Raw genomic sequence first — 14,426 nt, forward strand, 5'->3', positions numbered from 1 at the left:
TTAATTATTCTTTTTCATTTTCATCAAGCGCCTATCTAAAAAATACGCCCACTTTATTATAAATCCGGGCATCATACGTAAGGTTAATACCATAGTTGCGTATGTCAGATTAACAACACTCACTTGATTAAGTAAACGCATCGCCATTAAGCGAGCCTTAAACTCGTTGATAGACTTTCCTCTGCCACGACGTTTATAAAAACCATTGATGCGACGAAAGTGAAGCAATGGTTCTTTCACATTTGCAAACTTATAGCCTGCAGCCGCGAGTTCAACCCATAGGAAATAATCTTGAGTATTTAGCATATGCCCTAAATACCGATGCCCTTGTTCGAATACCTTATAACGTATAGCGACTGTAGGATGATTAATAGGACAACGTCTAGCTAACGATTTTATAAGCGCCGTATGCTTTTTTGGTAAATGCCGAACTCCTACGCGATTCTCATTTTCATCAACTTCCCACAATGCACTACCTAGCACGTCAACATCAGCATGGGAGTCAAGCAGTTCCACCTGCTTTTCAAAGCGATGAGGTACAGATATGTCGTCAGCATCCATTCTAAAGAAGTAGTCAGGTTGATGCGGTTGAACAAAATCAATCACAAAATTCATACAGCGAGCTAAGCCAATGTTACTTTGTGAATGAACCAGCACCACTGACGATTCAGACAACTCGAGTGTAGCTAAATACTTAGACACTTGCTCATCGACATTACCATCAATAACAACTACATATAAACACGGGGGCAATGTTTGCTGCAAAATACTGTCAACAGCACGTTTTATCCACTCAAACTTGTCTTGTTTATAGACTGACATCCCACAAACAGTTTTAAGCTTACTTGGAATTGGATTTGAAGCTTGTACCACAAACTGCTTATCATCATTATCTATCATCTATCTAACTTCATCCTTACGAGTTGGATTTTGGCTACACAATCGATCCTTGTAATGTCCACAAGTATACCGATCGTTTATTGAAAAGTTCTCTTTTTGTTTAGTTAAATGAGGGTGGTACATTGGATCCCGCTCAACATACTCCTCCCAACGCCCTTTCAAGTAGTTCAACTCTCGTTGAAACCTTTTCTGTTTGCTTGTTGTATCTTCTCCACCTCGGCTAACCGATTCGTGGTGAAAAAGCACAGCCTCTGCACAAAAAAGGTTTCTTACTCCTAACTGAAGCACTTTTAAGCAAAAATCAACATCATTAAATGCAACCGCAAGGTTTAATTCATCTAACCCACCGACAGCTTCGTAATGAGACTTCTTAGCGATGAGACAAGCCGCGGTGACAGCGCTGACATTATGGGTACAAACCAACCTATTTTGATAGCCAGGATGTTCACCAGGAAAGTGCTTATGTGCGTGAGCTGCAACCCCGCTTGAGCCACCGCAGCCTAAAATGACACCTGCGTGCTGCACAGTGCCATTAGAGTAGAGTAGTTTTGCTCCTACACAACCTATATCTGGGCGTATTACTTGCCGAACAAGTTGCTCTAGCCAGTCTGCTGAAATGACTTCGACATCATTGTTAACTAACGCAACGACGTCTCCCGCAGCATGTTTTACAGCAAAATTATTTATCGCTGAATAATTAAAAGCATGAGGGTATTCAATAACGGTAATCTTAGGCTGTTCAGAAAGGCGCTTAAAGTAACTAATACTTTCAGGGTCATCAGAATTGTTATCGACTAAGATAATCTCAAAGTTCTGATAACTGGTTTTAACAAGAATCGAGTCAATACAGGACTTAACTAACGCCTTGGCATTGTGGGTAGGAATAATAATCGAGACTAACGGCTGAGAGCTTAACGGCCAATTCAGCGTGATACTAGAAGCTTGCTTGTTACAGTGTAATAATTCAGCGTGACCATGGAATGTATGCTCAAGTGAACTCACCCCGGCAGACATATCAAATGCTTGGCGCTGAGCAAGCAACACCCAAGGTATGTGGTGAATATCGCCACTTCGTCGATTTAAACCTAAATGACAAACAAAAGCTGCAATACTGTGGCTTGTAACTTGGTTTGAAATAGAACTAAAACTCTCAAGTGCCTTACACCATAGACCAGTATTTACGTAACCATTACTGTATTGAAAATCGGGATTAAAATCAGGCTTAAAATCAGGTTCTAACCATTGGTTGTTAGAAGCAAGATAAATACAAGTATCTACATACGCAAATTGACTATGTTCAGTATTATCGACTAAGGCCAATAGACATCGCGGGTCAAGGGTATCTCCACTATTAATAATAAAAATAGGCTCGTTAAATAAGCTAGGCTCACAATCATTTAATCGAGTGACAAAATAGCATTCTAGGTTAAATTTCGACGTGTATAGCTCAAGCTCTGATGTGCACGACCGTGTGCCCCAAAAAATGACGCTTCCATTGAAGCCTAGTAATTTTGAGATGCTATCTAGCGTTGCTGATATAAGGTCTTCTTGCCCATCTGGGACGCATATTAAAATGTTGCAATCAAAATCAGTGAGTGGTTTTGAAATGAGCTCATTAAGCTGTGTATTCTGCCAATTCAAATAGCGATGAAAGCGCTCTTGATCTTGGTCAAGTTCAACTGCAGACATAGGCTTAGCGACAATATTTGATAACTTAACATGTAACGCTCTAAGGGCTGCTATTTTTTTAAGTTCAGCTTTAATGCGCTCGGGAAGCAAGCTCAGCACACTGCCTACAACTTTAGAGATAAAGCACTTTAAGTCAGACAATGTATTTCACTCTCTTTAAATTTAAATACGTATTGCATGTAACGGTTATAAGCCTTAGCACTTGTTGCATAAGCTAGCGTGAAGGCGTATTAACGAAGCTGGGCTTGATATTCTTTAACTTTTCTATTGATATGAGAGCCACTAGGTCTAGCTTGTTGAGCAACAAGCATTAATCTTAGTGCTTGTTGCGTATCCTTTTTTTGCACACTAATAGCAGAATCTCGAATAAAGTCTATATCTTCATCACACTCGATATCACTCACCGAAACTGTTGCTAAATCAATCCTAGGTTCAGGTTTTATATGTAAAAATGAGCAACAACGAGAGACTAAACGATCTAAATGTGGTTGAGATACAGATTTGACTGCTTTCTTAAATACTTGTGCTTTAGCTGCATCACCTTCAACATGTATACAGCCATCATCTATCGCTGTCTGGAGTACACTTTTTCGTCGGCATTCAAGTAATTTTTCTAGGGTGAATGACACTGTTAGCGGGTGCTGTTCGCCCTGGCTCTGTTCAGTCTTAGTCACAGGTACCAGCCAAGACACGTTAAAATCTTGTAAATTTAATCTGACGTGGCTGCCCACTTCAATTTTTTCATTCGCAAACACAAAGTGCCATGCTTTTTCTAGTGCTTTAAGTTGAAGTCGATTAGGAATAATTTTTAAGGCGGCTGAAATTAATCTTTTTCTCATCTATGTGGCCTACATTTAACTTAAATTTCGACAGACATAACATCAGCATATAACTTCTTGATAAAGTCACTATCTGACTGTAATTCCACAGTTGGAAGCGCAAACACTTTCGCAGGTAAAACAAACGAATCATCATAATTGACGATGTTAGCGTCAAACTCTTTATGAAAGTTCGCCTTTAACCTGTTAAGCACGAAGGTATCCGCTATCGACACCTTATCCTCCCAAGCAGGTAAGTTATCGATTTTTTTTCTTACTGCAGCTTCATTGTTTAAATACTTGAAAAACCTAGCCCTTAACCGCTTTGATTGCGCATTCGTACCTGTCTTCTTACTATGGTATCGATTTAACAACCTTAAAACTTCGATAATTTTCTTATTTGGAGCCTGATTAATCACTTGATTGTTATAACAATAACCCGTGTCATCAATTTGATATAACGCCAAAACCAACTCAACTAAATCTTGGTTATCAGATTTAGCAATATCATAGTCGACAACGGCAATATATTGCTTACCAAAAACCTTTGCATACTTAAGCAAGATACCAGTGTCACCAAGGCAGCTACTTACAAAGGGCCTTAATAAGTGCTCTAACGCGTAGTCTTGCCATACTTGCACATTGCCGTGTTTAATAGACTCTGACCAACTCGATATCAACTTCTCATCAGCTCGCCTGTATACGTAAAGAATATGGACTTCAAAGCATTTATTAACAACATCGTGAAGCTTTTGAATTTGCTGTTGGTTTAAACGATCAAAATTCTCAGATGATAACAAAATATTGCTATTGAGTGCCTTTAACCTCTCGGTGTAGTGTTCAAGCTGATCATAGTCACCGTTTAGCAACCAATTAACAAAAGGGTGGTGTCCATACTGAAGAATTTCATCGTCTGGATAAGTCCAACCTTTTGATGAAAGATAGGCAGTGTTTTCAAGAAGGCTTTTCTGGATATAAGTTGACGCGGTCTTATGCGGTCCAATATGCAAGACTAGTTTTTTCATTACATTTAACCTTAAGCCAACTTAGGTTTAGCAAATAATGACATCACCTTCTCACTAAGCTCTTGTCCTAGTGTGCCACTAATAACCTGATCTATCTTATTAACCACATTTGCTTCTAACCCGACTTGGCTTGAAGTGCCGCCAACTTTATGATGTAAAGTCTCAACCATAGTAGTAGTCAGTTTTACACCTGCAAAACTTGCAACTTTTTCCATTTCGCTCATTGACTTAACTTCGTCGACAAAGTCTTCGTGGGCAATCACAATTGCACCTAACCGTTCAATTTTTGCTGTATCAATGAAATCTTTCATATTATTAGCCCAAAATCGAATCGGTTGATACGGGTCATTGAAACTTTGGTGGAAGTCCGTAGATAACAACGACTCATAAACTTCATAAGGGTTGCGATAGTGAAAAATGATCTTGCAATCAGGAAATAAGGTTTTCATCATCTCAGCGTGCTGATAAGCATTTTGCCTAACTTCTTTAAACCCCCAACGACGCTTGCCATATTGCGCTAACTGACCGCCATAAGTCGTGTTAAAAAATGCTCTATAGCCTTCTAGCAACTGCTGTGATTTAGGGTTTAGTACAGGGATCCAAGCCTTTTGAAACCCCAACTCCTCCAAAGACGTATGCTGCCATTCAACTGCTTTAAAATGAGCAACAGACTTGGTAAATGCATTATGAAAAGGCAGCAAGTAATTTGGCTCCCCCCAAATCAGTAAATCATCAGAGGTATTTAAAAAGCGCTGAATTAACGTACTACCTGTTCTCCAACAAGCTGAAAATATAAAAACTTGACTCACAAAAACCTCTTAATACTTAAAAAACACGTTTAATATGCTCTGCAACAGCACCCCGTGAAAAATTATCTATAAACAATTGCTGTTGCTGCGACATCTGTCGTTGCCAATCTTGTTCATTCATGACTAATTTCGCTACCTGATCAGCGAATTTCTGTGGGGTATTACTAGCAACCAGTCCGTAATCAGCGGCATTTATACCCTCTAAGCCAATTGCAGTCGACACCACTGGGGTTCCATAAAACAAAGATTCAACTAGCTTGCCTTTAACGCCTGCACCATGCAGCAAGGGCAAAATGTTAACTGACACCTTTCTATAAAGTGTTGCTAACTCTTCATCAGATACAAAGCCATGAATGATAACGGTATCTGAACCGTATGCTTTGATTGCATCTGGCATCTTGCTGCCAACAATATGAAAGCAAATATCAGGGAGTCTTTGCTGCACGAAAGGCCAAACACTCTCCAAAAACCACAGTACGCCCTCTTCGTTTGGCGCGTGTCCAAAGCCACCAACAAACAATAAATCTTGGCGCTTTGCAAAAGGGAGCTGAGAGTCTGGACTACTGGGCTTGTCATACACAAACAAAGGTACCTGCTGTATGTCGCTTTTTAGATTTAAAGCATCTAAGTAGGCCTTTTCATCATGAGAAAAGGTTAATCCAACATCAACAGAGTCAAATATGTCCAATTCGACTCCTTTCCAATGTTGTGCCTCTTGTTTGGTTTTCTCACAACTTGAAATTTCAGCCGCTCTAGCGAGACGCCAATGATGCAAGTCATGGCATTGATACACTAACTTAGCAGCGCTATGCTGTTTAATAAAAGGTAAGTACTTGGGCGCAATGTGTGGACGATGAAAATACACTACATCGATAAAGCTCTGGTGCTCTAAAAACCAACCTCGCCAGTTTTCGGCGTAGTGACCACCATATAACACCTCCACCCCCATGGACTCGAGCACCTGAGTATAAGGTTGGTGCGGATAAAAGTTATCGCCGATGAACTTTACGTTGTAGCCTGCGTCAACGAAGAACTTTACATACATGAAGGTTGAACGAGAACCTGCATCTTGATCATACCAAGGCACGTAATGATCAATGAGCAAAATCGACTTTTTATTTCGACTACGATCTCTGGCAACAAAACCACCTTGCCCATTTGCAGAGTGTTCTGTCCTTAAAATATTGTGCCATTTCTCTCGAAACTTCTTTTGATTTGTAACTTGGTACGCTTTCAATCCAGAAGCGGTGTTAGTGCCGTGGCTTTTACCTTCAAAGTGGGTTACGACAGATTGAGGTTGAAAAACAGTTTTATACCCTAAATCACGCAGTGCAAAACAAAAGTCTGTATCTTCATAATATGCTGGTGCGTATCGAGTATCAAAGCCTTCTAGTTGATGCCAGCAGGTAGCTCGGATCAGAACACTGGCACCAGAAATATAATCGACCTCTTTATAATAATTATACTCGGGCAAACTAGGGTTGCGGCCATTACCATAATTCCACGCGGAACCATCTCTCCAGACGATACCACCAGCTTCCTGCAATGTCCCATCGGGATACACCAGCTTTGAGCCAACAATTCCAATATCATCATCGCGCTTGATAGTGCTAAGTAAACTCGACAACCAGTGCTCGTGTACAACAGTGTCATTATTTAAAAGGACGATGAAATCACCAACAGCATGCTTAGCTGCAAAGTTACAGTTTTTCAAGAACCCCTGATTTTCTTCAGGCCGAACAATCTTAGCATTGGGCAGGTGCCGCTGAGCATTTATGGTTTCATCTGTCGAGCAATCGTCAGCAACAATCACCTCAAAACTTACCCCTTCAACATTTTCAATAATTGAATGAATACATCTAACCGTGTAATCCCATTGGTTATACACAGGGACAATTATCGAAACTTCGATGTCATCAAATGTAGGAATATTAAGTGGTAATGTAACTTCAAACTCAGAAACGTCACTTACTATGAGGTCAGGGCAAACGTTATCCTCAGAGTCATTCCAACTCTGTGGAGGTGTGCCTCCTAACTTTTGATAGCGTTTCAGTTGCCAAAATCGTTTAGCTCGAGCAATTACAGCACCAGGAGACTCAGTTATCAGCAATCTTACTAGGGTTTTGACACGGCTATACGAAATCAACTTAACCGCAAAGCTCAGCTTGTTAGCCCAAGCTTTAAGTGTTTTATACAAACCGCAACCTATTATCTAAATGAGAAAAAACGCTTCTTTTTCTTTTCTGGCTCATTGAACTCTACAATATTAATGGCAATACCAAGCTTACGTTCATCAGGTGATTTACCCAGTTCTTGAGGAGAAAAGGTATTTGGAAGTTGTACTGCAACTTTAGTCTCATCTACCTTACCTTTAGATTCAGGTATTTCAGCGACTAGGCAATCTAATGTTCCATCAAATTCAATTTTGCTCGATACAACATTCCCATCGACCAAAACTTTGATGTCTTGCTTCATGTCCTCTTTAATTAAGCTCACTAAACGAACCTTAATTTGCATTGGTTGCTCTCGCGAAATCAAAGCTTTAAAATTGGTTATGGGATTGCTTTTCGTCCAGCAGTAACTTAACCCCGTGTCAGTAAGTTCTGCTTTGTCCATATTGGTATTAGTAGCGAAGTGTTGAGTATTAAGAATCACTTTTTTGGATAAATTTGGCAATGCAGCTGGTTGGCTTCGAGAGCCTTGAACTTCAATAGTATTGGTTAATTGATCACCAACACTGCGATTAACAGGTAGCTCAGACGCTAATACAGTTTCCACAATTTGCATTCTAGCGTTTAACTTTGCAAGGTGCTCTGAAACTCGTTCAATGAGAGCTTCTGTACTATCACCTTCGCTTCTTGATACGTGCTGAGTGATATCTTTTCTTAACTGAGCCGACTCATTAGCGACCATGGCTTTGAAGTGTTTAATATCTGACAAAATACGTTCATTGTCTTTGTGTGCACGTTTCATTTGTTGTCCTTGTAACTTAGATTTTTATCAATTCTATTATTGAGCAACCGCTGTAATTCGCCGCTGGAGTTATTCAATATACCATTTAGAATGTAGATGAACGTCAGAAGAAGACTTCATTTCATTTTTAGTAAACCAACGGTACTGATTGTGCTGTTTCTCCGGTAATGATTCAATATCAATATCGACAATGATCTTGTATCCGATAACCACATAATGTGTCGACACCTCAGTTCCAAAAACATAATCATCATAGAAGTGTTCGTAAGGCCCCAAGCAATGAGCTTGCTGACGAGTAGCCTCAACCCCAAGTTCTTCAACACACAATCTTAAAAAAGCATCATCTAGCTTCTCATTTTTGCGAATTCTTCCGCCGGGTACGAACCAATACCCTTTAGCCGGGCGGTTATTTCTATGGCCAAGCAATACTGCGCCATTAGAGTTTTCTACCACTAAATCAATGGATATTAGCGGGGTAGATTCAATTACCGTTTCGAATGTATCTTTATCTAAAAACATCAAACACCTATGAAATAGTTCACTGCTTTGTATTAATCGCTATGGGCCCGGCGTTTACATGGAAAAATTGAGGAGGGCTAGAAGAAAAGAGCTTTGCTGTTAGTTGGCTGCAGTACATTAAAAATACAACTCCTGCTTTTCTAATCCATTAAGAATTTATCTCTCCATAAGTCGTGCAACATGATAACTAAGCCAATGAAAACCAACAAGCTAATTGTGGTAAAAAGACAGTTATGGGTTATGAATACTCGATAGGTTTAAGGGAGCGGTTTCTCCCAACATCGAACAGCGGCTTTGAACTCCTATGGACTTACATTTTACAATGCTATTACCTCACAGTCCCCAGTAGATATACTTTTTCAGGTAACAAGCACAATGAATCTGAGCATGCTTGAAGCTGTATAGAGACAATGGAAGGTTGCTGCACTGCGGTATAGTCCGAAACAATCACCTCAAATTTATTTTCAAATAAATTTAATGGCACTTCGTCAAACGCTAAGTGCTTCTTTAGTGACTCAGGAAAAACAATACTTAACGGAATATTCTGTTGTTGAGGTGTATCGACTTCAACAACCGTAGCTAAGTAGCGCTTGTTACTAACTAGGTTAGCGTTGATATGCCAGCCAGGGTTCATTGCAAACTTAGCTACAAGGTCAGGACCTTGCATGGACAAACTAATACGGCCATTACCGTTAGCAAATCTAGCGTAGTTAGTATGTACTCTTTTAAGCTCATTGGCTTTAAACCTAGCGTAGCTGTACTCTGAAACAAGCGTTTCTACCTCTGTCGTATCAGCAATATCAAGCTGTTTGCTAAGCTGCTTCATCGACACAGATTTTGTTTGCTTATAACCAAAAAACAAAGCTTCCAGCACCGCTGAGCGTGTTGACGGTATTTCTTCATCGCGGTTTAAGTTCGCAACAGATGAAATGCTATCTTCATCTTTATCAAGCATCGAGACTAACTTTTCAACTAGCCAGTTAGCTCGTGTTTGCATTTTTTGATGAGTATTCGCATCACTTATCGTTTGCTCTGACAAATGGATATAAAGCAACGCAAACCAGGCCACATCTTCTGGCTGTGCGACAATAGACATACGCTGAGAGAACTCACTACGGTAAAGCGTATCTTGACGTTTAAAGGTATGCCACAGCGAATTAGCTAACTGCCTGGCGGCGTTCAAGTAAGCTTGTTGATTAGTTGCCACATAAGCCTCAACTAATCCAACACCGTACATGCTATTCCAATTCAGCAGAACCTTCTCATCGACTAATGGCTTATCAAGATGGCGTCGATGCTCTTTTAACGTTTCTACTTCAGGACTTTTTCGCCAATCTTGTTCGCTAATTATTGGTCTTTTGTAGCCATAAGGCACTTGATAATATGCACCTTCAACACCCGAAGATAATGCAGAAACTGCCGAAGCCAAACCAGTATCTTGTTTTAACCATTGATTAACCCAGTCATGAGTTTGCTCAATAGCAATCCGATACTTGTCATTTAGCGTAATTGAATAGAGCTTTGCGAGTACCTTTAGCATACTCGCCTGTGTATATAGCATCTTTTCGTAATGAGGCTTTTGCCAATTACCATCAACAGCATAGCGATGAAAGCCCCCTTCAACAGCATCATAAGTTGGACTTACAATTATGGCATTTAGGTGGTCCTGAACTAACTGTAAATACTCAGGGTCAAACGTTCTTAAATACTCTTCTAATAACCCTAGGGTCCAAGGCTCACGAAAAAAACGCGGACCTGGCCTTGATTGTTCATCTGACAACGCTTTGACGGCGGCTTGATGAATACTTGGCAGAGCCTTCCGCCAGTCAGACTTGCTTGCACGAGCTAATTTATCACTAGAAATAGTCAGGAGATTTGCGGCTAATTGTTGCTCTACCCTTTTTGCAACCTGTGATACCTGCGTTGGATTGCTTTGCCACCTTCGCCCCAACCCCTTGATAGTTTTAATGAACTTAGCTTTATCGATGTAAGAATCAACCCAAACTAGCTGACCATCTGGCGTTAATATCGCGTTTATTGGCCAGCCGGCCTCACCCTTCAGTAGTTCAAGTGCCGACTTAAAGTGACTGTCGACTAAAGGCCACTGCTCTCTGTCTACTTTGACACTGATATAACTTTCGTTGAGTAACTCAGCGACTTCGAGACTGTCAAAGCTCTCCTGCGCCATCACATGGCACCAATGGCAAGTTGAATAACCAATTGAGATAAAAATTAGCTTACTTTTATCTGCTACCCCGCTCTTTAACTGTTCATTCCACTCAACCCAATTGATAGGCTGCAAAGCGTGAGATAATAAGTAAGGCGAATCAGAATCAATTAAATCATTAATGAAGTTAGGCGTAGTTTGCAGATTTTGAATAACCTGATTGTCAAATAACCATTGTTTTTGACTTTCGAATGATTTGATTTTTGCAGCAGAGCTTACCGCCACCACTTCTGTAGGGGTGATGACAGCAAGTAGGGTAGTAAATACCAAGCTCAAAAAAGCACAAGTTCTAAAGCTTCTACACAAAGTTTTTGTCAACACTACTGCGCCTTGTAAGAGATGGTATAACTGTTGTTCGCAGCAAGTTTTTCAAAGAATGTGCGCTCACCATTTGGCCAAATAACAGTAACGCGCGCGCTGTCAGCTTTGCCCAAGCCAATATGCTGTAACTTAGGGTGAACAGACATATATCCTTGACTACCAGAGACTTGACGCCAACTGTAACCACCACTAGCGGTACCAACAAGCACCTGTGCTCCAATCGCATCACGATTAATACCGTGCTCAGGAGAACCAACTAACTTAATTTTCAACCAATTGTTAGACAGCTTTTCGGCATTATTTTCAAACAATTTGGCAGTATCATGATAGTTGTTTAACGCGACATCGAGATCACCATCATTATCAAAATCTAGGTATGTCGCTGAGCGCGAATTAGCAATAATGTCTATACCACTTTGCCTAGACACATTATTTAACTTACCGTTATTGTTCAAAAAGAACACATTGCTCGCTTTGGAAGCATCAGGGAAGTGAATATTACTCACAGACTCACCGGTAACTGGGTCGGTGTAATATGGGTTTTTGGTTGAATATACATAGTAGTCATTCATGCCATTAAGCACGTATAGGTCATCATCGCCATCATTATCAACATCGAGGAAGTCTGCATCCCATGCCCACCCTGTCGTTGAGTAGCCTCGCCCTACTAAGTCACTTTGCTGATAAGCTAACGCGCCATGTTTATTCTTACCTGATATAAATAAATCATTCCCTTCGACCACACGCATATTTGCCAACTTATCGGGGTTGAATTCAGCTTGGGTATCTTCGGTTGGCAGAACGTATTTTTGATCTTTATTCATGGTAACAATGTTGGAAATATACACATCCGCAAGCCCATCACGATTCAAATCGGTGAGACTAATGTTCATGGTATACGAAGGCTTGTCCGTGCCTAGCTTAGCGGCATAATCAATAAACGTTTTACCGTTACGATTGATATAATAAGCATTAACCCCAAAGTCGTTGCCGACTATTAGGTCTTGCCAGCCATCCATGTTCAGATCGGTATGGGTGACAGATTGTCCCCAACCTGTGTCATTGGCGCCTAAAGCCTCGGCAGCTTGTTCGAACTTAAAGTCACCTTTGTTAATGAATAAAACGTTTTCTCCACCGTTATCATTACGTCTCTTTAAGGTAGGCAAATCACCTTTGAGGTAATTACCAAAGTATTGGATGTAAATATCTAATAGGCCGTCATTATTAACATCAAATGTGGTCGCTGGACCTGCAACCAGCCCTTCCCCACCTAGATTCACTTGTTTTGAAATATCGGTAAATGTGCCATCACTATTATTGCTAAAGATCCGATGTGACTCATCCACATAGGTGATGATAATGTCCTGATCGCCGTCATTATCAAAATCCGCGATCAATGGCTGGCGTGGCTCACCATAATTTTGAGTTTGACCAAATTTAGCGCTTTTTACATCTAACCCAGATTTTGCCGTGACATCGATAAATTTATTGCCATCATTCAGAAATAGCTTATTGCCCAGGCCACTGAGCACCAATATATCAATTAAACCATCACCGTTTATGTCTTCAGCTGCTATACCACTGCCTCCAAAAGCTGGAGGAATAGTGATAACCCCTGTACTGTTGTCTTTCTCTAAATAACTGCGTAGCTGCCTGCTTAGCCAATCAGAAGAGCGATGCTCAGCCTTAAACTGACTCACTTCTGTAATATCATTAAAGTACTTTATCTGCTCTAGTGATTGCGTAGGCTGCGCTGAAATAATCGCTGCCCCTTCAATAACTTCAGGCTTATAAGTACCATGGTGTGCAACACTCGCATTAATTGACTCGTAACTTTGCACTAAGGACTGCGCTGTTAAATGCTCTTTACCAAGCGCTTTTACACTGTCACCAGCGCCTCTTAGCAGCAACACCCCATAGTGAGCAATAGCTTCGCTAATTAGCTCAGCAGCAAAAGGGTCTGCTTCTAATTGAACCTGTTGGCGAATATCAACTAAGGCTTGCTGAAAATATTGCCAGTGAAGACCTGAGTCGCGAAAGGCGTCCATGTCGTAAGACTCAATGACAACTTGTTTAGTGTTTGGGTACTTAGGGTAAAAAATGACGTCTTCATATTCATTGACATCATGAGGCAAAATAGATGAAATCGCTTGAGCTACGTGTTGTTCTTTAATTGTGACGCCCGCATCAACATTTGCCTGTGCAGATAAATAAAGACTGGCAGAAAACGCAATCATCGCCTCAGTAAAGTATTGTTTAAACTCAGCCTGCGCATTTTTACTCTCAGGCATTGCAGCTTTTGCAAAATAAACCTGAAGGTTGCGGTAAAACAGTGGCTGACTGACCTCATTATACTTGTTAAATGCGGCAATCTTTTGGGCAATAACACTATCTAACACTCCGGTTGCAGATGTTCCTTTGCTTGCGACACGAGTTTCCACTTTGCTTGGTTGAGTAATGCTCGAAAATAACGCTTTATCAACCGCAGCGATATGCGTTTTTGCGACTTGATGGGCATTATCGTCACGAGCTAAAGCGTCAGCTTTTTTCAATAAAGTGAGAGTTAACAAATCGACAAGGCGATTAATCTCATTGGCGGCCTCATCATCTAACTGTGGCAGTTCACTGTCAAAATCTAACAACACGTCTTGCTGCACTGCCAGCATTGCTCTCAACGTATATGCCACAGAGCCATAATGTTGCTGATCGCGCTCATCAATAACTGTGATGTTATCACCCACTTCCACATTCCAGCTTGCACCCACAACACTGACTGTACGCTCAATTGAAAACAAATCACTGACAGCTGAATCGACGTGGCTTTTATTAAGTGTAGCAACACTCTGACCAGCAACCGTTGCGGCAGCTTGCCAGATAGATTTAACCAGCTGTTTTTGAACTTCAGTTTTTAAATACCTTGCTTGTTCTGAAAGAGGCGTACCGTAAATCAGCCCTTCTAAACGCGTAGCTGTCGCGTGACATTTAGGATCGCGCTCAGCCTCTAGATTGCCGATTATATCAACCAGCAAGCGGGGGTCTGGCTTTGGTGGTAATTCGACTTTTGCATTTAATACACCTGGTAATGTGCCTAACGCTAAAGCAATACTTAAAACTAAGGCTTTATTATTGTTCTTCATACCTAAAC

The 14,426-nt window shown here is 40.8% G+C and carries 10 protein-coding genes; all 10 read right to left on the reverse strand.

Annotated elements, in window-relative coordinates:
- The 10 genes from EXU30_RS03410 to EXU30_RS03455 all read right to left on the reverse strand — a co-directional run bounded on the left by EXU30_RS03410 (position 1) and on the right by EXU30_RS03455 (position 14,418).
- Positions 1-900 (reverse strand): glycosyltransferase, encoded by a 900-nt coding sequence (locus tag EXU30_RS03410; RefSeq protein ID WP_130597823.1) that lies wholly within the window; start codon positions 898-900, stop codon positions 1-3.
- Entirely contained in the window at positions 901-2,730 is a 1,830-nt protein-coding gene (locus EXU30_RS03415) for a glycosyltransferase family 2 protein (protein ID WP_130597824.1), read from the reverse strand.
- An 89-nt stretch (positions 2,731-2,819) separates the two neighbouring features.
- Positions 2,820-3,428 (reverse strand): SCP2 sterol-binding domain-containing protein, encoded by a 609-nt coding sequence (locus EXU30_RS03420; RefSeq protein WP_130597825.1) that lies wholly within the window; start codon positions 3,426-3,428, stop codon positions 2,820-2,822.
- A gap of 20 nt (positions 3,429-3,448) precedes the next feature.
- Complete coding sequence (locus tag EXU30_RS03425; protein ID WP_130597826.1) at positions 3,449-4,432, reverse strand: hypothetical protein; 984 nt, start codon at positions 4,430-4,432, stop codon at positions 3,449-3,451.
- Positions 4,433-4,443: 11 nt separating this feature from the next.
- Complete coding sequence (locus tag EXU30_RS03430) at positions 4,444-5,241, reverse strand: sulfotransferase (RefSeq protein ID WP_130597827.1); 798 nt, start codon at positions 5,239-5,241, stop codon at positions 4,444-4,446.
- A gap of 16 nt (positions 5,242-5,257) precedes the next feature.
- Entirely contained in the window at positions 5,258-7,438 is a 2,181-nt protein-coding gene (locus EXU30_RS03435) for a glycosyltransferase (RefSeq protein ID WP_130597828.1), read from the reverse strand.
- Between the two features lie 11 nt (positions 7,439-7,449).
- Positions 7,450-8,214 (reverse strand): hypothetical protein, encoded by a 765-nt coding sequence (locus EXU30_RS03440; RefSeq protein WP_130597829.1) that lies wholly within the window; start codon positions 8,212-8,214, stop codon positions 7,450-7,452.
- Positions 8,215-8,283: 69 nt separating this feature from the next.
- Positions 8,284-8,733, reverse strand: a complete 450-nt coding sequence (locus tag EXU30_RS03445) for a GDP-mannose mannosyl hydrolase (protein WP_130597830.1) — start codon at positions 8,731-8,733, stop codon at positions 8,284-8,286.
- Between the two features lie 328 nt (positions 8,734-9,061).
- Positions 9,062-11,281, reverse strand: a complete 2,220-nt coding sequence (locus EXU30_RS03450) for a thioredoxin domain-containing protein (RefSeq protein WP_130597831.1) — start codon at positions 11,279-11,281, stop codon at positions 9,062-9,064.
- Complete coding sequence (locus EXU30_RS03455) at positions 11,281-14,418, reverse strand: CRTAC1 family protein (protein WP_130597832.1); 3,138 nt, start codon at positions 14,416-14,418, stop codon at positions 11,281-11,283. The genes EXU30_RS03450 and EXU30_RS03455 overlap by 1 nt, the downstream gene beginning before the upstream one ends.
- Positions 14,419-14,426 lie beyond the last annotated feature (8 nt).

Source organism: Shewanella maritima (genome assembly GCF_004295345.1).
Lineage (GTDB): Bacteria > Pseudomonadota > Gammaproteobacteria > Enterobacterales > Shewanellaceae > Shewanella > Shewanella maritima.

Excerpts from the sequence above, each read along its gene's own strand:
- EXU30_RS03410 (WP_130597823.1), bottom strand. The coding sequence starts at position 900 with ATGATAGATAATGATGATAAGCAGTTTGTGGTACAAGCTTCAAATCCA.
- EXU30_RS03420 (WP_130597825.1), bottom strand. The coding sequence starts at position 3,428 with ATGAGAAAAAGATTAATTTCAGCCGCCTTAAAAATTATTCCTAATCGA.
- EXU30_RS03425 (WP_130597826.1), bottom strand. The coding sequence starts at position 4,432 with ATGAAAAAACTAGTCTTGCATATTGGACCGCATAAGACCGCGTCAACT.
- EXU30_RS03440 (WP_130597829.1), bottom strand. The coding sequence starts at position 8,214 with ATGAAACGTGCACACAAAGACAATGAACGTATTTTGTCAGATATTAAA.
- EXU30_RS03445 (WP_130597830.1), bottom strand. The coding sequence starts at position 8,733 with ATGTTTTTAGATAAAGATACATTCGAAACGGTAATTGAATCTACCCCG.
- EXU30_RS03455 (WP_130597832.1), bottom strand. The coding sequence starts at position 14,418 with ATGAAGAACAATAATAAAGCCTTAGTTTTAAGTATTGCTTTAGCGTTA.